Source organism: Roseibium litorale (genome assembly GCF_014842915.1).
GTDB classification, from domain to species: domain Bacteria; phylum Pseudomonadota; class Alphaproteobacteria; order Rhizobiales; family Stappiaceae; genus Roseibium; species Roseibium litorale.
This window is the reverse complement of the sequence record NZ_JACYXI010000004.1, coordinates 95990-119101: the sequence shown is the minus strand read 5'-3', so window position 1 is coordinate 119101 and position 23112 is coordinate 95990. Positions and strand designations below refer to the sequence as shown.

Sequence of the window (23112 nt, the reverse complement as noted above, 5' to 3'; positions counted from 1 at the left end):
ATATCATCAATTGAGATGACAAAGTTTGTCAAATTCTCGTTAGCTGCGCAGAGACCCTTTTGTCGCGATTACCTGATGCAATTCGATGATCCGGCCGTTAGAAAGATCTCATGAGCAAACTCATTATCAAAATCTGCGGCCTCTCGACCGAAGAGACCATGCAGACGGCGCTGGACGCCGGTGCGGATATGATCGGGCTGGTGTTCTTCCCCAAGAGCCCGCGTCACGTGACCTTGATGGATGCCTGCAAGCTGGCGGATCAGGCGCGGGGCAAGGCTGAAATTGTTGCCTTGACCGTGGATATGGATTTCGACGGCTTGTCCCGGATCAACGAGCTGGTCCGTCCGGACTGGTTTCAGTTCCACGGCCAGGAAAGTCCGGAATATTGCGCGGTTACCAAGAGTGCCTTCCCTCAGAAGATCATGAAGGCGATGGGCGTTTCCGAGCGGGCTGATCTTGAAAAGGCGCAAGCCTATGTTCCCGTGGTTGACAGGTTTCTGTTTGACGCCAAGCCGCCCGCGGGATCTGACAGACCCGGCGGGAACGGTGTGTCCTATGACTGGACGCTCCTGAAAGGCCTTGACCTGGGAAAGCCCTTCATGCTTTCCGGGGGGCTGGATGCTGCCAATGTGGCGGAGGCGATTGCCCAGAGCGGCGTGAGCGCCATCGACGCGTCTTCCGGTGTTGAGCGGGAGAAAGGCGTCAAGGACAGTGAACTTATTCGAGCCTTCGTGGCAGCAGCCCGGAGCGCCAATGTGTTTGGGAGTATCGAGCAATGACGTCGCTGGCAAACAGCATGCGTAACGGACCGGATGAACGTGGCCATTTTGGCATTTTCGGCGGCCGGTACGTGGCCGAGACTCTGATGCCGCTGATCCTTGACCTGGAACAGGCCTATGAGGCCGCCAAGGCCGATCCGGAATTTGCTGCCGAGATTGCCCATCTGAACAAGCACTATACCGGCCGTCCTTCGCCGCTGTATTTTGCCGAGCGGCTGACGGAGCATCTCGGAGGCGCGAAGATTTATTTCAAGCGCGACGAGCTGAACCACACCGGGTCGCACAAGATCAACAATTGCCTGGGGCAGATCCTTCTGGCCAAGCGGATGGGCAAGACCCGCATCATCGCGGAAACCGGTGCAGGCCAGCACGGTGTCGCCACGGCTACGGTCTGTGCCCGCTTTGGCCTGCCCTGCGTTGTCTATATGGGCGCGACCGACGTTGAGCGGCAGAAGCCCAACGTCTTCCGCATGAAGCTTCTGGGCGCGGAGATCGTTCCGGTCACGGCTGGTGCAGGCACCCTGAAGGATGCCATGAACGAGGCTCTGCGCGATTGGGTGACCAATGTCGATGACACCTATTATCTGATCGGCACGGCGGCTGGCCCGCACCCCTATCCGGAAATGGTGCGTGACTTCCAGTCGGTCATCGGTGCGGAAACCCGCGAGCAAATGCTGGAAGCTGAAGGCCGTCTGCCGGATGCGCTGGTGGCAGCTGTGGGCGGTGGGTCCAATGCCATCGGCCTGTTCCATCCGTTCCTCGACGACGACGGCGTGAAGATCTACGGCGTGGAAGCCGGTGGCCGTGGCCTTGAGGGCGAAGAGCATTGCGCATCGCTGACCGCAGGCAAGCCTGGCGTTCTCCATGGCAACCGCACCTACCTGCTTCAGGACGACGATGGCCAGATCCTCGAAGGCCACTCGATTTCCGCAGGCCTTGACTATCCGGGGATCGGACCGGAGCATTCCTGGCTCAAGGAAATCGGCCGGGTAAACTATGTGCCGATCATGGATGACGAGGCGTTGGAGGCGTTCCAGCTGCTGACCAAGGTCGAGGGTATCATTCCTGCTCTGGAGCCTGCCCATGCGCTGGCGCACGTGATGAAACTGGCCCCGACCATGAGCAAGGACCAGATCATCGTGATGAACCTATGCGGTCGTGGTGACAAGGACGTGTTCACTGTCGGCAACATGCTGGGCTTTGATCTCTAAAGGTCTTTTCCGCTGAAACCTGAGAACGCGGCTGGTCTCCGGCCGCGTTTTTTTGTCTGCTCTCTCCTGGGCACCCATTCCAAAACCGCAATGCTGCTGCGCAATCGTGTGTGTTGCGATGCAGCATGAGAGGGCTATCTTAGGGTCAACACAGACGGACAGACCCGAACACGACCCCAAAAGGGCCCGGATCTTCCTTGAACCTCCAGGACAAGGGGCATATCCCATGGCTATCTCAGTTTCTTCTTCTCCGTTTGAAGCAGTCGCAAGCGCTTTCTCTCATGCGGGCACGTCGCTGCTGGCGATTTTTGAAGAGTTCGGCCGCGCACGTGCTGCCAAGGCTCTCTACAGCGAACTCTCCGTCATGAGTGACTCCGAGCTTGCCGCGATGGGTCTGAAGCGCTGTGACATCAGCCACACCGTCTACGCCCGCGTCTACGACGTCCGCTAAGACTGTCGCATCGTTCTGAACGGTTCCGGCAGCGGCTCTGGTGAGCCGTTGCCGGAATTCCGGCTCCGAAGGTGCAAGGCGGATTGACAGCGGGGGACCCTGCCCCCTACATCCAACCGGATGTGAAAGCCGCCACATGCTGGCTTTGCCTAAAAGCAGGGTAGAGAATTCATGACGGAAACGCGTATCGATCGCCGCTTCAAGGCGTGTGCGGATCAGGAACGTCCGGCCTTGGTGACCTTCATCACCGCAGGCGACCCGGATCTGGAAACCTCGCAGGCGATCTTGAATGCGCTTCCGGCTGCCGGAGCCGATGTTATCGAGCTCGGCATGCCCTTCTCCGATCCCATGGCTGAAGGTATTCCGATCCAGCTTGCCACCCAGCGTGCGCTGGCTGCGGGCCAGACCATGGAAAAGACTTTCCAGATGGTCCGCCGTTTCCGCGAGCAGGATCAGGACACGCCCATCATTCTCATGGGCTATTATAATCCCATCTACGTCCGCGATCCGAAGAAGTTCGTCGTTGACGCCCGTGAAGCTGGCGTCGATGGCTTGATCGTCGTGGACATTCCGCCGGAAGCCGATGACGAGCTTTGCATTCCCGCAGTGGAAGCCGGCGTCAACTTCATCCGCCTTGCAACGCCGACGACCGATGAAAAGCGTCTTCCGGCAGTCCTCGCCAACACCTCCGGCTTTGTCTATTATGTCTCGGTGACCGGTATCACTGGATCCAGCAACCTGAATGCCACCGACGTCTCCGCGGCTGTTGCCCGGATCAAGTCGCACACGGATCTGCCGGTTGCTGTTGGTTTTGGTGTGAAGACAGCGGATGATGCGGCCGCAATCGGCAAGAACGCGGATGGCGTGGTTGTCGGCTCGGTATTGGTCAATGCAATCCGTGACAGCCTTGATGATGCCGGAAAGGCAACGGACAATACTGTCGCAGCAGTGACGGATCTCGTTGCATCGCTGGCTGGCGGTGTTGCCCGGGCGCGTGGCGCCTGAGCGGATCCGAACCCAATTTGATGTCTGCAACGCGCGGAACCTGTATCTGTTTCGTGCAAAAAGCAGACGCGTAACAAAATGGACGAGACCTCGTGAACTGGATCAACTCCCTTGTACGGCCCAAAATCCGCGACCTTCTTAAGAAGCGCGATGTGCCGGAAAACCTCTGGATCAAGTGCCCGGAAACGGGTGAAATGGTCTTCCACCGGGATCTGGAAGCAAACCTCTGGGTCGTGCCGAACTCCGGCCATCACATGAAGATGCCGGGCCGCAAGCGCCTGGAAAACCTCTTCGACGACGGCACCTACGACAATATTGCAACGCCGGAAGTTCACGCCGATCCGCTGAAGTTCCGCGACACCAAGCGCTATGCCGACCGTCTCAAGGAATACCGCACCAAGACCGGTGAAGAGGATGCCGTTCTGGTGGGCAAGGGCCTCGTGAATGGCGCGCCGCTGACGGCTGCCGTTCAGGATTTTGCCTTCATGGGCGGATCTCTCGGAATGGCTGCCGGTGAAGCAATCCTTACCGGCATGATGGCGGCTGTCGAAGCGCGCACCCCGTTTGTGCTCTTTGCTGCCTCCGGTGGTGCCCGTATGCAGGAAGGCATCCTGTCGCTGATGCAGATGCCGCGCACGACGGTCGGTATTCAGATGCTGCGCGAAGCCGGCCTGCCCTATATTGTGGTTCTGACCAATCCGACGACTGGCGGTGTTTCCGCCTCCTATGCGATGCTGGGCGATGTTCATATTGCCGAGCCGGGTGCGCAGATCGGCTTTGCAGGCCGCCGCGTGATCGAACAGACCATCCGCGAGAAGCTGCCGGAAGATTTCCAGAGCGCTGAATACCTGCTGGATCACGGCATGGTCGACATGGTGGTCAAGCGCCACGACATGAAGAAGACGATTTCGACCATCTGCGACATCCTGATGAAGCGCGAAATCGAGCTTCCGGCTCTGCCAGGACCGGAGAAGGTTGCGGCGGACTCTGCCGCCTGAAACGGAGCGGCCTGATAATGGTCTGCCGGAGATTTGCTCCGGTGGCACCATGAGGCGCGTATAGAAATACAAGAGAACGGGTGCAGTGTATGTTCTGTGCCCATTCCGCCACAGGATCCGCGAGGGCGCCTTGGATCAAATCACCGCCATCCTTGATCGTTTGCTGGCTTTGCATCCGAAGGAAATCGATCTTTCCCTGGGCCGCATGCACCGGCTGCTGAAGGCCTTGGGCTCGCCCGAAAAGCGGTTGCCACCGGTCATTCACATTGCCGGCACGAACGGCAAGGGATCTGTGACCGCAACCATGCGGGCGATTCTGGAAGCCTCCGGCAAGCGCTGCCATGTCTACACCTCGCCGCATCTGGTGTCTTTCAACGAGCGGATCCGGATTGGCACGACCGGAGAGTTCGTATCCGATCCGCAGCTGTTCAAGGCGCTCAACGTCTGTGAAGACGCCAATGGCGGGGAAGAAATCACCTTTTTCGAAATCACCACGGCGGCTGCCTTTTGGCTGTTTGCGGAAAACCCCGCGGATGTTCTGTTGCTCGAAGTCGGGCTCGGCGGGCGTCTGGATGCGACCAATGTGATCGACGCGCCGCTCGTGTCGGTGATCACGCCGATTTCCATGGATCACGAAAAGTATCTCGGTGACCGCCTGGCCGACATCGCTGCAGAAAAGGCGGCGATCATCAAGCAAGGGTGTCCGGCAGTCGTTGCGCCACAGGAGGACGAGGTCCTCAAGGTGATTGAGCGCGAGGCTGCCCGCAAACGCGCGCCGTTGCAGCGTTTCGGCCAGGACTTTACAGCGGTTCCCGATCAGGGACGTTTGGCCTTTCAGGACGATGACGGCCTGTTCGATCTGCCCATGCCGTCTTTGATCGGAAACCATCAGATCATCAATGCCGGTATGGCGATCGCCGCAGTGAAGGCTGCAGGTTTATGGCCTGGCGAACAGGTCGCGGCGAAGGGGCTGAAAGCCATCAACTGGCCTGGGCGGCTTCAGCCGCTTATGCACGGCCCGCTCATCGACAAGTGCCCTGTCGGATCGGAAGTCTGGCTCGACGGCGGTCACAATCCAGGTGCGGGCGTCACCATTGCGGCCTTCATGGGCGAGCAGGAGGAGCGTGCTCCGCGTCCGCTCTACATGATCTCCGGCATGCTGACGACCAAGGATCCTGTTGGCTTCTTCCGGCCTTTCGAAGGGCTGGTCCGGCACGTGGCAACGGTGCCGATCACGACAACCAACAACGGCCGCGATCCTTTTGAACTGGCCGATTTTGCAAGAGTGGCCGGTCTGGAGGCGACGCCCTTTGCGACAGTTGAGGCTGCCATTTCCGACATTGTTGCCTGCGCTGCCAAGGATGGCGAGGCGCCGCGCATCTTGATCTGCGGGTCGCTCTATCTTGCGGGGGAGATACTGGCAGCCAATGGTATGCCGCCGCGCTAAATTTGCCAGTTCCGGGTCAAAGCCGCTTTTTGTTCGCATTTCCGACAAACCGGAGCGTTAGGGGCTGGAGCAAACGGAGACGGATCTAATGCGTATGTGCCCGAAATCTTCCCTTGCTGTTATTCTGGCCTCCTCGCTGATGCTGGCGAACGCGGGAAGCCAGGCTTTTGCCCTCAGCGACGAATACGAGACACCACCGGAACAGACCCCGGCGGCTATTCTGGAGGGGGTTGAGGCGGGTGCCGGATATCAGGTGGAAGCACCTGTGCGCAGTGATGGGTTCATGCGGCTCTATGATATCAGCACCTCAACGGGAACAGAGCATCTGTCCGGAGACGGTCTGGTCAAGCTGCGCATCCGCGAGCTTCAGGTTCTCCATGTCCTTGAAGGGCTTGAAACCCAGAAGACCTTTCTTGATGGCTTGACGGAAGCAGCCAAGGAGCCGGCTGATTTCGTCGAAAGCACAGTCAGCGATCCCATCGGTACGGCGAAAAGCACGGTTTCCGGCGTCGGACGGTTGTTCTCCCGCATTGGCAAGGGGGTCGAGGAGGCGGTGACCGGTCAAGGGGGCTCGGCGACCGATCTCGCGCGTACCATCACCGGCCAGGCCCGCGCCCGCCGGGAGCTGGCGCTCAAGCTTGGCGTTGATCCCTACACCACATACCCGCCGCTTTCCGCCAAGCTCGATCAGGCGGCAACCGTTTCGACGGCCGGAAGCTTGAGCGTCAGTGCGATCATGGCCCTCATTCCTGGCGGCGTCGTCACCAACGCTCTGAGCGGCGCGGACAATATGCGCACCCTGATTGTGGACAGCACACGCAACGAACTGGAACAGCGCTCGGTGGCCGTTCTCAGGGATCTGCGGATCTCGGACGACGTTATTTTCGAATTGTCCCGCAACGCGAACTATACGCCGACGGAACGTGTCACACTGGCGTATCAGCTGCAGGCCTTGTCCAGCCTTGAGGGGTTGCAGCTTCTGGCTGCCAAGGCAGCCGAGGCGCAAACCCGCGATGAGGCGTATTTCCAGCTCCGTCGCATCGTTCTGACCCGCTACTACAATGAGAAGGTTGCGTCACTTGGCAGCATCCGGATGGTGGCGGGCTTCCCGGTTGCCCTGCGCCGGGATGGTGCGGCGGCGCTTGTCCTGCCGCTGGATATGGTGGCCTGGACCGAGGCAACCGCCTCCGCTTTCGTTCATCTGAACGAGGGACTGAAAGCCCTGCCCTTCCCGCCTGATGGCGCAGACTTCCTGATCACCGGCGATATCACGCCAATGGCGGCCGAGCGGATTGCTTCGCTTGGCTGGCAGATCACCGCTGATATGCCCATGCCGGAAGGCCCTGTTTTTTAAAGCTTTAGCTGCCGAAGCCGGAGTTCTCGCCCAGCGCCGGGCCTGCAAAGCCGCTCTCCCATCCGAGGATTGCCCGTTTGCGGGTCAGGCCCCAATGATAGCCGCACAGGTCTCCCGTGCGGCCGAGAACCCGGTGGCAGGGCACGACGAAAGACACCGGATTGCGCCCGACAGCGGTGCCGACCGCGCGGGACGCCTTGGGATTGCCAAGGCTGCTGGCAATGTCCGAATAGGTCGTGGCCTTGCCCATGGGGATCTTCAACAGGGTTTGCCAGACCCGGATTTCAAAGTCGGTGCCGATCAAGACGATGTTCAGCGGCGTTTCCGGCTGCCATTGCGCCGGGTCGAAGATCCGGCCTGCTGTGGCAGAAGTCGCGGCCTGATCCTGAACATAGACGGCCTTGGGCCAGCGCTGGCACATATCCGCAAGGGCTGCGTCCTCTTCGCCCGGATCGGCAAAGGCAAGGCCGGCCAAGCCTCTGTCCGTTATCATCAGCAGCGCCTGACCGAAGGGGCTTGGATGAAAGCCATATTTCAAGGTCACGCCCGCGCCGCGGTTTCTGTAGTCACCAGGCGTCATGGCTTCATGGGTGACAAACAGATCGTGCAGCCGCCCTGCCCCGGACAGCCCGACCTCGTAGCTTGTGTCGAGAACGCTGGCCGCGTCCCGCAGCAAGGCCTTGGCGTGATCCAGGGTGATCGCCTGAAGGAACTGCTTGGGTGTCAGGCCCGCCCAGCGCGAAAACACCCGCTGCAGCTGGATGGGCTGCAATCCGGCTTCACGCGCAAGTTCCTCCAGATCCGGCTGAGACCGCCAGGTCTTCGTGATCCGCTCCAGCGTTTGGCGGACAACGTGATAATTTGCCTCCGCTTCGGCGCCAACAGACACCGGTTTGGCATTGGCTGTCAGGGTCGAGAGGTTGGGCTGGCTGGTCATGGCAAGTTCCGTTTGGGCTTTCCGTATCCTTTGACCTTAATCCCGCATCCGCAGCAGAGACCACCCGTTTTGCGAGCTTTGCGTCAAAGCTTGTAGCTCTCTGACGGCCCGGCAGGGGCTTTGCGGGTGGACAGGAGCAGGTTGGTTTCCGAAGAGGCAATACCCTCGATCATGCGGATGCGGTTGAGCACCTCATCGAAGCTCGCAAGGTCGTGGGTCGCGATTTCCAGAACCAGATCCCACTTGCCGTTGGTCGAATGAATGGCGCGGATTTCCGTCATGGCGCTCAGGGTCCGTGTCACGGGATCCGTGTTCCGTCCCGCAATTTCCACCAGCATGATGGCCCGGACCGGCAGATCGCGCCAGTCATCCCGCAATACCGCGGTAAAGCCCAGAATTTCCCCAGAACCGGTCAGCCGTTCCATCCGGGAGCGCACCGTTGCGCGGGAAACCTTGAGGTCGGTGGCCAGATCCGAGACGGAGCGGCGGCCGTCGGAACGCAGGATGGAAATCAGGCGGAGATCCAGTTCATCCATGAGAATCTGTCCATTTCGAAAATATAAGACTGCCAATTTGATAAGTTGGATATCAATTTTGATCAAGTGATCGAATTTACTCCGCCATTTCAGCCTGTCATGCTTTCCGGACTTGTTTCTAAGGAGGAAAGCCCTGTGTCCATGCCCCCGATCGTGCTTGTTGGAGCCCCTGTTGAGGCTGGCGCGGGGCGGCGGGGCTGTCTCATGGGGCCGGATGCCTATCGCACCGCCGGTCTCAAGGAAGCCCTCATTCAGCTCGGCCATTCCGTCAGCGATCTCGGCAACCTCAAGATGGCGCCAGTGCAGGACATCTCCCATTCCAATCCTGTCTTGAAGAACCTTGCCGAAGTGACCGGATGGACGCGGGCACTTCATGCAACGGCGGCTGATCTTGGCGTAAAGCCGGTGTTTCCGGTCTATATGGGTGGAGATCATTCCATCGCGCTGGGCACGGTTGCCGGGCAAGCCAGTGCCGCGGCAGCCAAGGGACGCCCCCTCTTCGTGCTCTGGCTGGATGCCCATTCGGACTTTCACAGTTTCGAGACGACGGAAAGCGGCAACCTGCACGGTACACCCCTTGCCTTTGCCTGCGGACTGCCCGGTTTTCCGGATCTTTTGAACGGCCTGCCCCGTCATCCGGTGGATCCGGCGAATGTCATGATCCTGGGCGCAAGATCCATTGATCCTCATGAGCGCGATCTTCTGCTGGCTCATGACGTGAGCGTCTGTGACATGCGGATGATCGATGAATCCGGTGTCGCCGCTCTGGTGAAACCGTTTCTGGAACGGGTGCGGGCGGCAGACGGGCTCCTTCACGTCAGCCTTGATGTCGATTTCCTTGAGCCCGAAACCGCACCCGCAGTGGGCACCACCGTTCCGGGAGGGGCAACCTTCCGGGAGGCCCATTTGGTGATGGAGATGCTGCACGACAGTGGTCTGGTGACCTCGCTCGACCTGGCCGAACTCAATCCTTTCCTTGATGACCGGGGCCGGACGGCCCGTTTGATGGTCGATCTCACCGGCTCGCTGTTCGGTCGCCGTGTGTTTGACCGTCCCACACGGAGCTTTTGATCATGACTGAAAAGACCACCAGCCTTCAGCCTTCGGCCCTCGCCTATGTGCCCTTTGTCAGTGTCGACGACATGATGAAGAATGTCCACGCCGTCGGCGTGGAAGCCTTCATCTCCGGATTGGCCGATTACATCGAGCAGGATTTCCTGCGCTGGGAGAGTTTCGACAAGAAGCCGCGCATTCCGGCGCATGCTCCGCAAGGGGTGATAGAGCTGATGCCGACCAGCGATGGCAAGACCTTCGGCTTCAAATACGTCAACGGTCATCCGGGCAACACCCAGGACGGCCGCCAGACGGTAACCGGTTTCGGCGTTCTGGCGGATCTCACCAATGGCTATCCGGTGCTTTTCACCGAAATGACCATCCTGACGGCTTTGCGCACAGCCGCCAACTCGGCTCTTGCAGCGAAATATCTCGCGCCCAAGGGATCGAAAACCATGGCGATCATTGGCAATGGTGCCCAGTCTGAGTTCCAGTGCCTGGGGTTCAAGGCTCTGCTCGGAATTACAGATATCCGCGCCTATGACATCGATCCTACTGCGAGCGTTCGCCTGGCGCGCAATCTTGCCGGTTCCGGCCTGAACGTGACGATCTGCAAGTCTCCGGAGGATGCCATCGAAGGCGCCCAGATCATCACCACTGTGACCGCGGACAAGCGCTGCAACACCATCCTGACCGACAACATGGTCGGCGCTGGGGTGCATATCAATGCGGTCGGCGGCGACTGTCCGGGCAAGACCGAGCTGCACAAGGACATCCTTTTGCGCTCGGATATCTTTGTCGAGTTTCCACCCCAGACCCGGATTGAGGGAGAAATCCAGCAGCTGGAAGCGGATTATCCGGTCACCGAGCTCTGGCAGGTCTATGCCGGCCAGCTGCCGGGCCGTACCTCGCGCGATCAGATCACGCTTTTCGACAGCGTCGGCTTCGCCATTGAGGACTTTGCGGCCCTGCGCTTTCTGAAAGATCTCCTGCCCCGCACCGGGCATTTCGCCAAGCTGGACCTGCTTGCCGATCCGGACGATCCCCGCGACCTCTTCGGCATGCTGCTCCGCTCAAAGGATCACGGCAACGGCGCGGTGGCTTGATAAGGTTTTATCCGGTTTCCTCTACGCCGCCCCGGCCTTGAGCCGGGGCCAAACACAAGACCGGATTCTAAGGTCCCGGATCTCCGCTTCGCTGCGTCCGGGACGGCGCGAGTGCGCTTCTGAGCCGGTCCCGGCTCAGGCTTCCGCCAGAGCCTCTTCAATCTCTTCCACAATGGCCGAAGCTGCGGCGCGCGGGTCTGCGGCGCGGCTGATCGGGCGGCCGATGACCAGGTAGTCGCTGCCTGCGCGGATCGCGTCGCCCGGCGTCATGATCCGCTTCTGGTCACCCGCATCGCTGCCGGCCGGACGGATGCCCGGGGTCACCATCACAAGCCCATCTCCCAGAACCGGCCGCATGGATGCCGCTTCCTGGGGCGAGCAGACAATACCGCCCATTCCGGCCCGGCGCGCATCGGCGGCGCGGACGGAAACGAGTTCTGCCACCCGGCCCCGGTACCCGGCCTCATGAAGGTCCTGGTCGTCCATGGAGGTCAGAACCGTGACGCCCAGCAGGCAGAGACCGGTGACGCCATCGTCCTGAAGTGCCTTGACGGCCGCCCGCATGGTCTTCGGATAGGCATGAAGGGTCATGAACCGGACACCCATCTTGGCGACGTTCTTCACGGCGCTGTAGATGGTGTTGTCGATGTCGTGCAGCTTCACATCGAGAAAGATCTTGTGGCCTTCCGAAGCAAGCTGCCGGGCCAGTTCCAGACCGCCTGCAAATTGCAGCTCCATGCCGATCTTGTAGATCCCGACAACCCCTTCCGTTGCTTTCACCAGGGCCCGGGCATCTTCCACTGTCGGAACATCCAGGGGCAGCATCAGGCGTTCGAGGGCGGATTGCGGCTTGAAGGGGCTTGCGGTCATGGCTTTTCTCCGGCGGCGGCTGATATCCGCGCGTTCCTAGCACCACTATGGCCTGCGGACCAGCAGCAAAGGTGTGTCCGGCGCGGCGCCGTACCGGGAAACAGTTCGAATGCCTTGTTTCGCATCCGGTTAAGTGTTTCCTTGGCAGGATCGGCCTGCTAAAACGCGCCGGTCAGCCGGTAAACTCTCCCGTCCAGGAGCCGGCCAATGGGAAGGATCACCGATGCGCACAGCGACGATCTCGCGCAACACCAAGGAAACCCGCATTTCCGTAGAGATCAACCTTGATGGTTCGGGCGCCTATAACGTGGCGACCGGGGTCGGTTTTTTCGACCATATGCTTGAGCAGCTCGCCCGCCATTCGCTGATCGACATGACCATCCGCGCTGAAGGCGACACCCATATCGATTTCCATCATACCGCCGAAGACACCGGCATTGCCCTTGGCCAGGCGATCCGCCAGGCGCTGGGCAACATGGCGGGCATCAACCGCTATGCCGACACCCATCTGGCGATGGATGAAGCCCTGACCCGCTGCGCGCTCGATGTGTCGGGCCGCCCGTTCCTGGTCTGGGACGTCAATTTCAGCCGCGACAAGGTTGGCGAGTTCGATACGGAGCTCTTTGAAGAGTTCTTCCGTGCCTTCGCCATGAATGCGGGGATCACGCTTCATATCGCCAATCTTTATGGCTCCAATTGCCATCATATTGCCGAGACTTGCTTCAAGGCTGTGGCGCGGACCCTGCGCAAGGCGATCGAGATCGACCCGCGCCAGGCAGAGCGTATTCCCACCACCAAGGGCCAGCTGGGCGGCTGAGGACGGCAGGCAGATGAGCAGCACTTATTATGTCATGGCGCCCCCGGATCTGAAGGATCCTGTGGCCAGTCCGCACGAGGCTGACCGTCTGGTGCTTGTGCCGGACAGGTTTTCCTGGCCTGCCTTCGCTTTTTCCATCATCTGGATCCTTTGGAACCGGCTCTGGCTGGTCCTGCTAGGATATCTGGCTGTCACGCTGGTTCTGGAAACCGCAGCCGCAGTGACCGGCGGCGCGGCGCCGATGGTAGCGGGGCTTGCCGTGTCGATCCTGTTCGGCTTTGAGGCCAATAGCCTGCGCCGCTGGTCCATGGAACGGGCCGGATGGCGGGTGCTGGGCCTTGCCTGCGGCAGCGACGAGACGGAGGCGGAACTGCGGTTCTTCAACGCCATGCAGAACAAGGCCGCCGGCAAGGCGGTCGTGCGGGAAACGCCGGCGCCGGTCGTGCGCTTGTCGGGCATCATCCCGCGGATTGGAACCGAAAGAGTTGTCGGCCTTCCCCTGGGCCAGGAGACGAGCAGATGAGCATCGCGATCATCGATTATGGCTCGGGCAATCTGCGCTCGGCTGCCAAGGCTTTTGAGCGCGCTGCCCGCGACCACGCCCTCAATCCGGATGTCTTTGTGACCTCTGATCCGGACAGGGTTGCGAAGGCGGACCGTATCGTTCTGCCTGGTGTGGGCGCCTTTGCCGATTGCCGCAGGGGCCTTGCCGCTGTCGACGGCATGACGGAAGCCCTGGAAGAGGCTGTCCGGATCAAGGGCACGCCGTTCTTCGGCATCTGCGTCGGCATGCAGCTGATGGCCAGCCGGGGTCTCGAGTTTGAGACCGTGGAAGGACTCGGCTGGATCGACGGCGATGTCACGGAAATGAAGCCGGCGGATGCCTCGCTCAAGATCCCCCACATGGGCTGGAACACGATCGACGTCCACCCGGAAAGCCATCCGGTGTTCAAGGGGCTGGAGACGGGACCGGACGGGCTGCACGCCTATTTCGTCCATTCCTTCCATTTCGCCACCGCCCGCCCGGAAGACCGGCTTGCGACCTTCGATTACGCCGGTACGTTTACGGCGATGATCGCGAAGGACAACATGATCGGCACCCAGTTCCACCCGGAGAAGAGCCAGCGGCTCGGTCTGGGCCTGATTGCCAACTTCCTGGAATGGACCCCCTGAACCGTTAGGAGACCAGCATGGCCAAGGGCTATTGGATCGCCAATGTTGCCGTAAAGAACCCGGAGATCTATCCGGACTATGTGGCGGCCGCCAAGGTTGCGTTCGAAAAGTACGACGCGCATTTCCTGGCCCGCGGCGGGGAGTTCGAGATTGCGGAAGGCACCGGCGGAAACCGCCATGTCGTGATCGAATTCGCGTCCAAGCAGCAGGCGCTCGACTGCTATCATTCGCCGGAATATCAGGTTGCCGCAAAGATCCGGCAGACCTGCGCCGACGGCAGCATCGTTATTGTAGAAGGCATCTGACCGATCCTTCGCCCGAAAGACGCCCGGCATGACCTCCTGCCGGGCCAAGGACTTCATTGATGACCATTCTCTTCCCCGCCATCGACCTGAAGGACGGCCAGTGCGTGCGCCTGAAGCTGGGCGACATGGACCAGGCCACCGTCTTCAACGACAACCCCGGCGCTCAGGCAAAGGCCTTTGAGGACCAGGGCTTCGAATGGCTGCATGTGGTCGATCTCAATGGCGCCTTCGCCGGCGAGAGCGTGAATGGGGCGGCGGTGGATGCCATCCTGGCCGCAACGAAGAACCCGGTTCAGCTCGGAGGCGGCATCCGCACGCTGGAGCATATCGAGACCTGGCTCACCAAGGGCATTTCCCGCGTCATCCTTGGAACGGTTGCCGTACGTGATCCGGCGCTCGTCAAGGAAGCCTGCAAGCGCTTCCCCGGCAAGGTTGCCGTGGGCATCGACGCCAAGGGCGGCTATGTGGCGGTGGAAGGCTGGGCCGAAACCTCCGAGCTGACCGCCGTCGCGCTGGCCCGCCAGTTCGAGGACGCAGGCGTTTCCGCGATCATCTACACGGACATCGACCGGGACGGCGTTCTGAAGGGGCTCAACATCCCCTCCACGCTCGAATTGGCCCACGCGGTCTCGATCCCGGTCATTGCCTCGGGTGGTCTGGCGTCCATAGAGGACGTGAAGCGTCTGCTGGAGCCCGACTGCGCCATTCTGGAAGGTGCGATTTCCGGCCGGGCGCTCTATGATGGCCGCCTGGATCCGAAAGAAGCCATGGACCTCATCCGCGCGGCGCGCAAGGAAGCCTGAGATGCTCAAAGCCCGTGTCATTCCCTGTCTCGACGTCAAGGACGGCCGTGTCGTCAAGGGCGTCAACTTTGTTGATCTCGTGGATGCCGGTGACCCGGTGGAAGCGGCCAAGGCCTATGATGCCGCTGGTGCCGACGAACTCTGCTTCCTGGACATCACGGCAAGCCATGAAGGCCGCGACACGATCTATGACGTGGTGCGCCGGACAGCGGAAGCCTGCTTCATGCCGGTCACGGTCGGTGGCGGCGTGCGCACGGTCGAGGATATCCGCAAGCTGCTGATTGCCGGTGCGGACAAGGTCTCGATCAACACGGCAGCCGTGACCAATCCGCATTTTGTGCGGGAAGCCGCCGAAAAATTCGGGGCCCAGTGCATCGTGGTCTCCATTGATGCCAAGCAGGTCAACGGGCCGGGCGAGCCTGAAAAGTTTGAAATCTTTACCCATGGCGGGCGCAACGCAACCGGCATCGATGCGGTCGAATTTGCGAAAAAGGTTGTGGCACTGGGCGCTGGCGAATTGCTCGTGACCTCCATGGACCGGGACGGCACCAAGTCCGGCTACAACATCGCCCTGACCCGCGCGATTGCTGATGCGGTGCCGGTGCCGGTGATTGCCTCTGGCGGCGTCGGAAATCTGGATCACATGGTCGAAGGCATCAGGGACGGTCATGCGACGGCTGTTCTGGCTGCGTCGATCTTCCATTTCGGCGAATACACGATCCACGAGGCCAAGGCGCATATGCAGGCCAATGGCGTTGCCATGCGCATGGACACTTGATCCGCTGCGGCGGAATCTCCCCCACGGGGAAGGGCTAGACCAATGACGAATTTTACACTTGCCGATTTGGACCGCATTATCGCCGCGCGTGCGTCAAGCGATGATGAAAAGTCCTATACGCGCAAGCTCGTGGGCAAGGGCGTTGCCAAATGCGCCCAGAAGCTGGGAGAAGAAGCAGTCGAGGCCGCCATTGCGGCGGTCCGGGAGGATCGGGAAGAGCTGACGGCAGAGGCAGCCGATCTACTCTATCACCTGCTGGTGGTGCTGAATGTATCCGGGGTAAACCTTCAGGATGTCATGGCCGAACTGGCAAGACGGACTGGCCAGACCGGCCTTGAGGAAAAGGCCTCAAGACCTCAGGACTAGCTCCGATCGTCTCCCAGCAGGGACTGCGTCGCGATATGGATCAGACAATCAATACAATGGGCAAGACGGTAGGAGAGATGGATCTCTCCCCCTACCGCGTCTTCACCGAGCGTGAATGGGCCCGGCTCCGCGCTGATACACCCATGACGCTGAGCGCCGCGGAAGTGGCACAGCTTCAGGGGCTGAATGCTCCGGTGTCGATCGAACAGGTCGAGACGATCTATCTGCCCTTGTCCCGGCTGCTGTCCTTTTATGCGGAAGCGACCATCGGTCTTCATCAGGCAACACAGAACTTTCTAGGCACCCGCGAGGGCAAGACGCCTTTCATTATCGGCGTTGCCGGGTCTGTGTCGGTCGGAAAGTCCACCACCTCCCGTGTTCTGCGTGAACTCCTGGCCCGGTGGCCCGCAAACCCGAAGGTCGATCTGATCACCACGGATGGCTTCCTCTACCCGAATGCGGTTCTGGAAGCTGAGGGCCTGATGTCGAAGAAGGGGTTCCCTGAAAGCTTCGACCGGACGGCGCTCCTGAAGTTCCTGTCAGACATCAAGGCGGGAAAGCGCCATGTGCGGGCGCCGGTTTATTCCCATTTCGATTATGACGTCATGCCGGGTCACACGGTGACGGTCGACAAACCGGACATCCTGATCGTCGAGGGGCTGAACGTGCTTCAGACCCGCGAATTGCCCAAGGATGGCCGCGCGGTGCCCTTCGTATCGGATTTCTTCGACTTCTCGGTCTATATCGACGCGGAAGAAGGCCTGCTGCTGGACTGGTATGTGGAGCGCTTCATGCGGCTCCGGGAGACGGCCTTCCGCGATCCCGGCTCCTACTTCCATAAATACTCGCGCATCTCCGAGGAAGAAGCGGTGGCAACAGCCCACAAGATCTGGAGCGAGATCAACCTCGTCAATCTGCGGGAAAACATCCTGCCGACAAGGCCCAGGGCCGATCTGATCCTGACAAAGGACGCCAGCCACCACATTGCCAAGGTCGCTCTGCGCAAGATCTGACGCGCTTCCGGCAAAACGAAGAAAGCCCCGCGGTCAAGCGGGGCTTTCTATATCGGCTTGCCTCTGTCAGGCGGCCGATTGCCTGCGGACTTCTTCCAGGAAGGACGCAACCTGCTGTTCAAGGGTCTTGGCGTTGACTTCAAGTTCTCTTGCTGAGGTTCCGACCGTCTCTGCATTGCCGCGGGTTCTCTCGGCGGCAGCGGACACAGTTTCGATGCCTGTCGTCACATCAACGGTGCTGTGAGAGGCCTCTGTTGCGTTTGCGGCAATCTCCTGGGTTGCAGCACCTTGCTGCTCTACGGCGGCGGAGATCGAATGCGTTATCTCGTTCATTTGATTGATGATCGCCGTAACCGAGGAAATTGCGCTCGCTGCCGACTGGGTTTCCTGCTGAATCGCAGAGATCTGGCTGGAGATTTCTTCGGTCGCCTTGGAGGTCTGGTTGGCCAATTCCTTCACTTCGGCGGCAACGACTGCAAAGCCCCGGCCAGCCTCACCGGCACGGGCCGCTTCAATGGTTGCGTTGAGTGCAAGAAGGTTGGTTTGCTCCGCAATGGCCTGAATAAGGGTGACAACTTCGCCGATACGCGCTGCTGCACCTGAAAGACCGTTCATGCGCTCATTGGTAGAGCTTGCTTCGGATGCCGCCTTCGAGGCGATTTCGCTGGAGGACTGTACCTGACGGCGAATCTCATTGACCGAGGCGGAAAGTTCCTCTGCAGCAGCAGCGACTGTTTCGACGTTCCGCGCTGCTTGGGAGGAGGCGTGGGCAACGACACCACTTTGCTCAGTGGTCTGCTCTGCGCCGGCCGTCATGTCGTGGGACGCTGCCTGAAGATGTGAAACCGAGACTTCGATCACTTTCATCATGTCGAGGATCGTTCGGTCGAACTCCGCACTGAGATCCTGGATCTTGCGTCCGCGCTGGGCAGCTGCGTCCTGTATGTTCTGCTGTTTTGCCTCCAGCTCCCGGCGGCTATTTTCGTTTTGGACGAAAACTTCCATGGCAGCGGCCATCTGACCGATTTCATCACCGCGGCTGGCATCTTCGATGGTGATGTTGCTGTCGCCCTGGGCGAGACGCTTCATGTTGTGTGTGAGGATGCTCAAAGGACGGATGGTGCTTCGCACCGCGATATAGGCAATTCCGAGGCCGATAAGGGTTCCTGCCACACCAATGAGGATAACCAGAGAAGCCTGTTTCCAGAAGGCATCCTCCAAATCGTCGATGTACACGCCAGTTCCCAGCATCCAGCCCCAAGGCTTAAATCCAACGGCCCAACCGTATTTCTCTGCCGGTTCTGTGTTGTTCGGGCGCGGCCAATAAAACATGAGACCGCCACCATCTTTCTTCGCAAAGTCGAGCAGCTTTTGAATGAAGAGCGTCCCGTTCTGATCCTTCACGGTGCTCATATTCTTGCCCAGCAAGGACGATGTCACATGTATGATTGCCACGCCGTCTGCGTCAAAGCCGTAGACGTAATTGTTGCCTTCGTAGCGCATCGCACCAATCGCTGCTTTGGCGGCTTCCTGAGCCTCTTCGCTTGTCATTTCTCCTTTCTGTTCACGCTCATGAAAAAAGGCAGCGATAGACTGGGCCGTGTTCGATATCTCTTCGATCTTGGCAATGCGCTCACTCAGCATGGCGCTGCGTAACTCGTGAAGACTGATCATACCGAGAGCAATGGTGAAGATGAGGATCGTTAGAACAGGAAGACTGATCTTCCAGGCAAGTGGCCATCGGGAAAAAGACATCACTTACGCACCTTTTCATTTGTAATGTGAAAGGTGCTTAACAGGCTAACTATGTAAAACTCGTAAATAGCTGAAATTGAAAGGAAAACGGCGCCCGTGTCAGGCTATATGTTAACCTACGAAACAAATATATGACAAGTCCATAAATACGCTGCGTAAGGTTTGCTGTGGCGCTGCTTTCAATGGTCTATGACGTCACAGTTGCTATCGGGGTCACGGCAAACCTGGAGACGTTTTGTATTTGTATGGCACACCCTAGGGGTGCAGGTCTGCCATACAGATCATCATGTTTACGGCTCAGCGCAGGGAGCAGAAGACGTCGCGGTCACCAGGGCGTGACCAGACAGGCTCCGTGACCTGTCCGGTCAAGCGGGCGCCGTTGCTGGCGTAATCCAGGCTCGAGGCACTGTTCTGGCGTGCGAGCGTATAGATCCCGCTGCCCATCTCCGCGACTTCCGCCACACGGGCATCCGCGGAAAAGCTTACGCGCAGGTCCACGCCGCCGGTGCATTGGTAATCCACCACCCGGCCTGCGACAGGTCCGAAGCCGCCGCCCTGTGGCGCAAAACTGTCCTGCTGGCCACCAACATTGCCCGGAGGGATCGGGCCTGCCGGGTAGGCATCCTGCTGCGGCTGCCCGAAACCGCCCGGCTGCTGGCCGAACGAGGGCTGGTTCTGCGGGAATGAGGGTTGCGACCCGGAGACAGTCACTTCCCGGTAGGGTGTGCGGCTCACATAGATGCCGAGACACTGTCCGGTGTTGCCATCGCGCAGGGACCAGGCGTGGCTGACGAATGTCTGCTGTTCGAGAAGCTGGCCAGGCTCAAGCCGGGCATAGGAGCGCTCGCCGCCATTGTAGTCGATCCAGTTGACCTCAACCGGGGACTGGCTGTTGTTGCGGAAGACGATCTGTCCGGGCTGGCTGGCCTCCAGAGAGCTGATGCGGCCGAGTTCGCCACAGGAAACATCGCTGTCTGCAAGAGGACCTGAACCGCTTTCTCCGACAATGGACTGCGCCGGAGCGCAGGTCGCAACGAACAGGCGGACCGGATTGGCGCTGCCCTTCAGGGAAACCGCGTAGGGCGGAGTTCCGCCAACCTCGAAGGTGAGCTCTGATTGCTTGATCAAGGCTTCCCAGAGAGGATCCGTGACAGGCAGAACCACTTCGGGGAAGGATTGTCCGAAGGCATTGTTCGAGCTGGATCCGACGGCGTTGTAGACTGCCGAGAAATCGCCCGCCGAAATGCGCACGGACTCGCTCACCCCTTGCGCGGTGGTGGGAGACGCCTGGCTGAAGACGATCGTAGCCTGCCCGGACTGGGTCCCGCAGGCGGCAACGAAGTCGCTGTTGTTGGTGTTCGGCACGCTGTGAACGAGAGTGGTCCGGTCGCCTGGATTGCTGCCGGTCTCGACCGACCAGACACGGTCAGTGGACGGCATCAGGATGAAACCGGATTGGCTGCCCTGATCCACATCGGTTTGGCCCGGCTGGCCGGCCACTTCCGGAGTGATCCCCGGAGCGTCGATCGGCGTGTCCATCCGCTCCAAGGGCGGCAATCCGCCATCGGTCTGGCTGTCCGGAGACTGGTTCGAATCCTGGTTGGCGGCTTCCGGCGTGTTTGCGCCGGCATCAAAGACCGGATCATTGTCAGCAGAAAGCTGCGGGTTGACCGGCTGGCGTTCGGTCTTGGTTTCAGCCCGCGCTGGCACGGACGGGCGGGAGGAGCCTTGCAGAGACCCTGCGGTGTCCTGGATCACGCGGGCAGCGCCCGGCTTTCCGTCCTGGTCAACGTCCACCACAAGCGCCCCGCCCGCGCAAAGATTGGCGGCGCGGTAGAGCACACGGCTGTTCTCAAGCGTTACTTCCAGCTCGGCGTCGCAGGCCGGCGGCGTGTTTGCGCTGCCCAGCGTGTCGATGATAACCCCTGCATCGTCCCGGCTGATGATCGGCTTGTACTTCTTGTTGATGCTCACGGACCGGATACCGGGCTTGGGTGGCTCAATATTGATCCGGATGGTTTCCGGCGGTGTCTGCGCCCAGGCAATTCCACTCATGGCGGAGAGAAGCAGTGCACCGATGCTTGAAGCAAGGATCGGGCGGAACAGGCCGGTAGACGGCAGTGTCATTGGCAAACTCCATGAGGCATGCCGGAAAAAGGGCATCAGTCTTGGCTGGATACTTAGTCAAAACAGGGGCAGGAGGGCAAGTTTGGATCGGCGCAAAGCGCCGGAAATGGCCGGGAAAGCCATTCCACCTCCTGACAAGGCCCAAGCCGCGCGAGACTGACGTCTCAGAGCGTCAGCGGGGAGCGCGTTTTGCCAGAATCCGCTGCAGGGTCCGGCGGTGCATGTTGAGACGGCGGGCCGTTTCCGACACGTTGCGCTCGCACAGCTCATAGACCCGCTGGATGTGTTCCCAGCGCACCCGGTCGGCGGACATCGGGTTTTCCGGCGGCTCCGGCCGGTCTTCCGGCTGCCGCCCAAGCGCCGCCAAGATGTCGTCCGGGTCCGCTGGCTTGGCCAGATAATCGATGGCCCCGAGCTTCACGGCCGTCACCGCCGTGGCGATATTGCCATAGCCGGTCAGTATGATTGCGCGGGAATCCGGACGTTTCTGGTGAATGGCTTCGATCACGTCGAGACCGTTGCCGTCTTCCAGGCGCATGTCGACCACGGCAAAGGCTGGCGCATGAACATCAATCTTCACGACGGCATCCTGCAATCCGTCAGCCGTTTCGACTGTGAAACCGCGCTTTTCCATGGCTCGCGCGAGCCGCTGCTGAAAGGCCTTGTCGTCATCGACGATCAGCAGGCTTTTGTCCTGGTTCGAAGCGAGATCCGGCGGTACGTCAGTCATAGTCTGGGATCCGGTTTTCTTTTTCTACGCTGCATGTGGCGCCCTGGATGACTGGAAGTCTGCCATCGGAGCGGCAAGAGATTTAGGTCTTATGCAGTGAAATCTCCTGCCCGTCCACTTTGCTGGCGTGCTCTATTGCCGCACGGGGCCAGTTGACCCGAATGACCGCGCCATGTTCGGGTGGCGGACGGTTTTCGATGAAAAGCTTTGCGCCGGTGCGCTCGAGCAGGGTCTTGGCGATGAAAAAACCGAGGCCAAGGCCGCCAGCTTCGGTGTTGCCGGACTTGGGTCCGCGCACGGTAACATAAGGGTCGCCGATCTTGCTGAGAACTTCGAGGGCAAAGCCCGGACCATCGTCCCGGATGGTCATGTTGACTGCCTTGTCGTCCCAGATCGAAGTGATTTCCACCTTGGACTGGGCGAAGTCGACCGCATTCTCCACGAGATTTCCAAGACCATATCGGATGGCCGCGTTCCGGGAGCCGACCGGTTCCGCGCCTGAACCGCTGGCCGATATGCTGATCTCAACGCCAAATCCGCGGTGGGGGTCCGCAACCTCTTCCATCAGCTGAGTGATCGGCATGCGCTGGAAGGTGCGGTCCTCGTCGCTTGAAAGGCTGGTGAGCTGGCGCAGGATGTCCCGGCACCGCTCCGCCTGGGCCCGGATCAGAACCACATCCTCGGCACGTGGATCATCCGGCTCGAATTCGGTCGCCAGTTCCTTGGAGGCAACGAAAATGGTGGCCAGCGGTGTGCCGAGTTCATGGGCTGCTGCGGTTGCCAGCCCATCCAGGGCACTCAGATGCTGTTCCTTGGCGAGGACCAGTTCGGTTGCTGCCAGCGCATCGGCAAGCTGCCGGGCTTCCTCGGAGACCCGGAAGGCATAGACCGCCATGAAGCCGAGAGTTGAGACAAGCGCGATCCAGACACCGACTGAATAGACCGGCGGCAGCCGGAACTCCGTTCCCACAGGCCAAGGCAGCGGGAGGTGCAGCACGGCGACGAGCGTGGCGCAGGCCGTTGCAAGGGCACCAAGCGTGAAGGTGTTGCGGGCAGACAACGCGGTTGCCGACACCATGACCGGTGCCATCAGCAGAAAGGCAAAGGGATTGCCAAGGCCTCCAGTCAGGAACAGAAGCCCGCTCATCTGCAGGATGTCATAGCTCAGCTGAATGGTTGCCGCCCGCTCCGTGATGCGGCGGGAGGCAGGAGAGCGGACCTTGAGGACGATGTTCACCCAGGCCGAACAGGCAACCAGGAAAAAGGCCGGAACGATGGGCATGGGATAGTCCAGCCCGATATGCACCACCAGAAGCGCGGCGGTCTGGCCACCGACGGCCAGCCACCTGAGGCGGACGAGCGTATCCAGCCGGAGCCGGTGGCGAAGCGGGGAGTTCACGAAGTCTGACGGGTCGATCATGATCTCTTTTGGAACCGTTTTGAGCCGCTTGCAAGGCGTTACCCTTGTGCAGGGGCGTCCTTAATGGTAGCCAGCGGC

The 23112-nt window shown here is 60.3% G+C and carries 24 protein-coding genes; 17 read left to right on the top strand and 7 right to left on the bottom strand.

The window, feature by feature from the left end; all coding sequences use genetic code 11:
• Nucleotides 1–110 precede the first annotated feature (110 nt).
• The 7 genes from IG616_RS08310 to IG616_RS08280 all read left to right on the top strand — a co-directional run bounded on the left by IG616_RS08310 (nucleotide 111) and on the right by IG616_RS08280 (nucleotide 7245).
• Nucleotides 111–779, top strand: coding sequence for a phosphoribosylanthranilate isomerase (locus IG616_RS08310; protein WP_192147689.1), 669 nt, complete (start codon nucleotides 111–113; stop codon nucleotides 777–779).
• Entirely contained in the window at nucleotides 776–1990 is a 1215-nt protein-coding gene (gene trpB, locus IG616_RS08305; RefSeq protein WP_192147688.1) for a tryptophan synthase subunit beta, read from the top strand. The genes IG616_RS08310 and trpB overlap by 4 nt, the downstream gene beginning before the upstream one ends.
• Nucleotides 1991–2216: 226 nt before the next feature.
• The gene (locus IG616_RS08300) at nucleotides 2217–2441 is read left to right on the top strand and encodes a DUF1127 domain-containing protein (RefSeq protein WP_192147687.1); all 225 of its coding nucleotides are present in this window, start codon (nucleotides 2217–2219) and stop codon (nucleotides 2439–2441) included.
• Between the two features lie 171 nt (nucleotides 2442–2612).
• Nucleotides 2613–3446: a tryptophan synthase subunit alpha gene (gene trpA / locus IG616_RS08295; RefSeq protein ID WP_192147686.1), complete on the top strand. Its 834-nt coding sequence runs from the start codon at nucleotides 2613–2615 to the stop codon at nucleotides 3444–3446.
• Nucleotides 3447–3538: 92 nt separating this feature from the next.
• Complete coding sequence (accD, locus tag IG616_RS08290) at nucleotides 3539–4444, top strand: acetyl-CoA carboxylase, carboxyltransferase subunit beta (protein WP_192147685.1); 906 nt, start codon at nucleotides 3539–3541, stop codon at nucleotides 4442–4444.
• Nucleotides 4445–4574: 130 nt separating this feature from the next.
• Nucleotides 4575–5891, top strand: a complete 1317-nt coding sequence (locus IG616_RS08285) for a bifunctional folylpolyglutamate synthase/dihydrofolate synthase (RefSeq protein WP_246476165.1) — start codon at nucleotides 4575–4577, stop codon at nucleotides 5889–5891.
• 94 nt (nucleotides 5892–5985) lie between these two features.
• A complete protein-coding gene (locus tag IG616_RS08280) occupies nucleotides 5986–7245 on the top strand; it encodes a hypothetical protein (RefSeq protein ID WP_209007374.1) in 1260 nt (419 codons plus the stop codon).
• A 4-nt stretch (nucleotides 7246–7249) separates the two neighbouring features.
• Here IG616_RS08280 and IG616_RS08275 read toward each other — a convergent pair whose 3' ends face one another.
• A complete protein-coding gene (locus tag IG616_RS08275; RefSeq protein ID WP_192147683.1) occupies nucleotides 7250–8182 on the bottom strand; it encodes a methylated-DNA--[protein]-cysteine S-methyltransferase in 933 nt (310 codons plus the stop codon).
• Nucleotides 8183–8265: 83 nt separating this feature from the next.
• A complete protein-coding gene (locus IG616_RS08270) occupies nucleotides 8266–8718 on the bottom strand; it encodes an Lrp/AsnC family transcriptional regulator (RefSeq protein ID WP_192147682.1) in 453 nt (150 codons plus the stop codon).
• Between the two features lie 141 nt (nucleotides 8719–8859).
• Between IG616_RS08270 and rocF the strand changes: the two genes are divergently transcribed.
• Both rocF and IG616_RS08260 read left to right on the top strand, forming a co-directional pair.
• The gene (gene rocF, locus IG616_RS08265; protein WP_192147849.1) at nucleotides 8860–9789 is read left to right on the top strand and encodes an arginase; all 930 of its coding nucleotides are present in this window, start codon (nucleotides 8860–8862) and stop codon (nucleotides 9787–9789) included.
• A gap of 2 nt (nucleotides 9790–9791) precedes the next feature.
• Nucleotides 9792–10877: an ornithine cyclodeaminase gene (locus IG616_RS08260; protein ID WP_192147681.1), complete on the top strand. Its 1086-nt coding sequence runs from the start codon at nucleotides 9792–9794 to the stop codon at nucleotides 10875–10877.
• Between the two features lie 135 nt (nucleotides 10878–11012).
• Here IG616_RS08260 and pyrF read toward each other — a convergent pair whose 3' ends face one another.
• On the bottom strand, nucleotides 11013–11747 hold the full coding sequence (gene pyrF, locus IG616_RS08255; RefSeq protein ID WP_192147680.1) for an orotidine-5'-phosphate decarboxylase: 735 nt from the start codon (nucleotides 11745–11747) through the stop codon (nucleotides 11013–11015).
• A gap of 223 nt (nucleotides 11748–11970) precedes the next feature.
• On the opposite strand from pyrF, the gene hisB reads away from it, so the two are divergent.
• From hisB to coaA, 8 genes are read left to right on the top strand one after another with little or no spacing between them, the layout of a single operon-like run.
• Nucleotides 11971–12564, top strand: a complete 594-nt coding sequence (gene hisB / locus IG616_RS08250; protein ID WP_192147679.1) for an imidazoleglycerol-phosphate dehydratase HisB — start codon at nucleotides 11971–11973, stop codon at nucleotides 12562–12564.
• A 13-nt stretch (nucleotides 12565–12577) separates the two neighbouring features.
• On the top strand, nucleotides 12578–13087 hold the full coding sequence (locus IG616_RS08245; RefSeq protein WP_209007373.1) for a DUF2628 domain-containing protein: 510 nt from the start codon (nucleotides 12578–12580) through the stop codon (nucleotides 13085–13087).
• Nucleotides 13084–13737 (top strand): imidazole glycerol phosphate synthase subunit HisH, encoded by a 654-nt coding sequence (gene hisH / locus IG616_RS08240; protein ID WP_192147678.1) that lies wholly within the window; start codon nucleotides 13084–13086, stop codon nucleotides 13735–13737. The genes IG616_RS08245 and hisH overlap by 4 nt, the downstream gene beginning before the upstream one ends.
• 17 nt (nucleotides 13738–13754) lie before the next feature.
• Nucleotides 13755–14042 carry a DUF1330 domain-containing protein gene (locus tag IG616_RS08235; protein WP_073014513.1) on the top strand — a complete coding sequence of 96 codons (288 nt, stop codon included), beginning with the start codon at nucleotides 13755–13757 and terminating at the stop codon, nucleotides 14040–14042.
• A 59-nt stretch (nucleotides 14043–14101) separates the two neighbouring features.
• The gene (hisA, locus tag IG616_RS08230; protein ID WP_192147677.1) at nucleotides 14102–14845 is read left to right on the top strand and encodes a 1-(5-phosphoribosyl)-5-[(5-phosphoribosylamino)methylideneamino]imidazole-4-carboxamide isomerase; all 744 of its coding nucleotides are present in this window, start codon (nucleotides 14102–14104) and stop codon (nucleotides 14843–14845) included.
• 1 nt (nucleotide 14846) lies between these two features.
• The gene (hisF, locus tag IG616_RS08225) at nucleotides 14847–15623 is read left to right on the top strand and encodes an imidazole glycerol phosphate synthase subunit HisF (protein WP_192147676.1); all 777 of its coding nucleotides are present in this window, start codon (nucleotides 14847–14849) and stop codon (nucleotides 15621–15623) included.
• A 42-nt stretch (nucleotides 15624–15665) separates the two neighbouring features.
• The gene (locus IG616_RS08220; protein WP_192147675.1) at nucleotides 15666–15989 is read left to right on the top strand and encodes a phosphoribosyl-ATP diphosphatase; all 324 of its coding nucleotides are present in this window, start codon (nucleotides 15666–15668) and stop codon (nucleotides 15987–15989) included.
• 35 nt (nucleotides 15990–16024) lie between these two features.
• On the top strand, nucleotides 16025–17002 hold the full coding sequence (gene coaA / locus IG616_RS08215) for a type I pantothenate kinase (protein ID WP_192147674.1): 978 nt from the start codon (nucleotides 16025–16027) through the stop codon (nucleotides 17000–17002).
• A gap of 66 nt (nucleotides 17003–17068) precedes the next feature.
• Here the strand turns inward: coaA and IG616_RS08210 are convergent, their stop codons facing one another.
• From IG616_RS08210 to IG616_RS08195, 4 genes are all read right to left on the bottom strand, one after another.
• Nucleotides 17069–18757: a methyl-accepting chemotaxis protein gene (locus IG616_RS08210; protein WP_192147673.1), complete on the bottom strand. Its 1689-nt coding sequence runs from the start codon at nucleotides 18755–18757 to the stop codon at nucleotides 17069–17071.
• Nucleotides 18758–19054: 297 nt separating this feature from the next.
• Entirely contained in the window at nucleotides 19055–20884 is a 1830-nt protein-coding gene (locus IG616_RS08205) for a VHL beta domain-containing protein (protein ID WP_192147672.1), read from the bottom strand.
• Nucleotides 20885–21056: 172 nt separating this feature from the next.
• A complete protein-coding gene (locus IG616_RS08200) occupies nucleotides 21057–21614 on the bottom strand; it encodes an ActR/PrrA/RegA family redox response regulator transcription factor (protein WP_192147671.1) in 558 nt (185 codons plus the stop codon).
• Between the two features lie 82 nt (nucleotides 21615–21696).
• Complete coding sequence (locus tag IG616_RS08195) at nucleotides 21697–23034, bottom strand: ActS/PrrB/RegB family redox-sensitive histidine kinase (RefSeq protein WP_192147670.1); 1338 nt, start codon at nucleotides 23032–23034, stop codon at nucleotides 21697–21699.
• Nucleotides 23035–23112 lie beyond the last annotated feature (78 nt).

Bases quoted from the DNA above. Each gene is read 5' to 3' on its own strand.
- IG616_RS08260 (WP_192147681.1), top strand. From the start codon at position 9,792: ATGACTGAAAAGACCACCAGCCTTCAGCCTTCGGCCCTCGCCTATGTG.
- IG616_RS08205 (WP_192147672.1), bottom strand. From the start codon at position 20,884: ATGACACTGCCGTCTACCGGCCTGTTCCGCCCGATCCTTGCTTCAAGC.
- IG616_RS08245 (WP_209007373.1), top strand. From the start codon at position 12,578: ATGAGCAGCACTTATTATGTCATGGCGCCCCCGGATCTGAAGGATCCT.
- coaA (WP_192147674.1), top strand. From the start codon at position 16,025: ATGGATCAGACAATCAATACAATGGGCAAGACGGTAGGAGAGATGGAT.
- hisA (WP_192147677.1), top strand. From the start codon at position 14,102: ATGACCATTCTCTTCCCCGCCATCGACCTGAAGGACGGCCAGTGCGTG.
- IG616_RS08195 (WP_192147670.1), bottom strand. From the start codon at position 23,034: ATGATCGACCCGTCAGACTTCGTGAACTCCCCGCTTCGCCACCGGCTC.
- pyrF (WP_192147680.1), bottom strand. From the start codon at position 11,747: ATGACCGCAAGCCCCTTCAAGCCGCAATCCGCCCTCGAACGCCTGATG.
- trpB (WP_192147688.1), top strand. From the start codon at position 776: ATGACGTCGCTGGCAAACAGCATGCGTAACGGACCGGATGAACGTGGC.
- IG616_RS08280 (WP_209007374.1), top strand. From the start codon at position 5,986: ATGTGCCCGAAATCTTCCCTTGCTGTTATTCTGGCCTCCTCGCTGATG.
- rocF (WP_192147849.1), top strand. From the start codon at position 8,860: ATGCCCCCGATCGTGCTTGTTGGAGCCCCTGTTGAGGCTGGCGCGGGG.
- IG616_RS08220 (WP_192147675.1), top strand. From the start codon at position 15,666: ATGACGAATTTTACACTTGCCGATTTGGACCGCATTATCGCCGCGCGT.
- hisH (WP_192147678.1), top strand. From the start codon at position 13,084: ATGAGCATCGCGATCATCGATTATGGCTCGGGCAATCTGCGCTCGGCT.
- IG616_RS08275 (WP_192147683.1), bottom strand. From the start codon at position 8,182: ATGACCAGCCAGCCCAACCTCTCGACCCTGACAGCCAATGCCAAACCG.
- trpA (WP_192147686.1), top strand. From the start codon at position 2,613: ATGACGGAAACGCGTATCGATCGCCGCTTCAAGGCGTGTGCGGATCAG.
- IG616_RS08270 (WP_192147682.1), bottom strand. From the start codon at position 8,718: ATGGATGAACTGGATCTCCGCCTGATTTCCATCCTGCGTTCCGACGGC.
- IG616_RS08300 (WP_192147687.1), top strand. From the start codon at position 2,217: ATGGCTATCTCAGTTTCTTCTTCTCCGTTTGAAGCAGTCGCAAGCGCT.
- IG616_RS08310 (WP_192147689.1), top strand. From the start codon at position 111: ATGAGCAAACTCATTATCAAAATCTGCGGCCTCTCGACCGAAGAGACC.
- IG616_RS08210 (WP_192147673.1), bottom strand. From the start codon at position 18,757: ATGTCTTTTTCCCGATGGCCACTTGCCTGGAAGATCAGTCTTCCTGTT.
- hisB (WP_192147679.1), top strand. From the start codon at position 11,971: ATGCGCACAGCGACGATCTCGCGCAACACCAAGGAAACCCGCATTTCC.
- hisF (WP_192147676.1), top strand. From the start codon at position 14,847: ATGCTCAAAGCCCGTGTCATTCCCTGTCTCGACGTCAAGGACGGCCGT.
- IG616_RS08200 (WP_192147671.1), bottom strand. From the start codon at position 21,614: ATGACTGACGTACCGCCGGATCTCGCTTCGAACCAGGACAAAAGCCTG.
- IG616_RS08235 (WP_073014513.1), top strand. From the start codon at position 13,755: ATGGCCAAGGGCTATTGGATCGCCAATGTTGCCGTAAAGAACCCGGAG.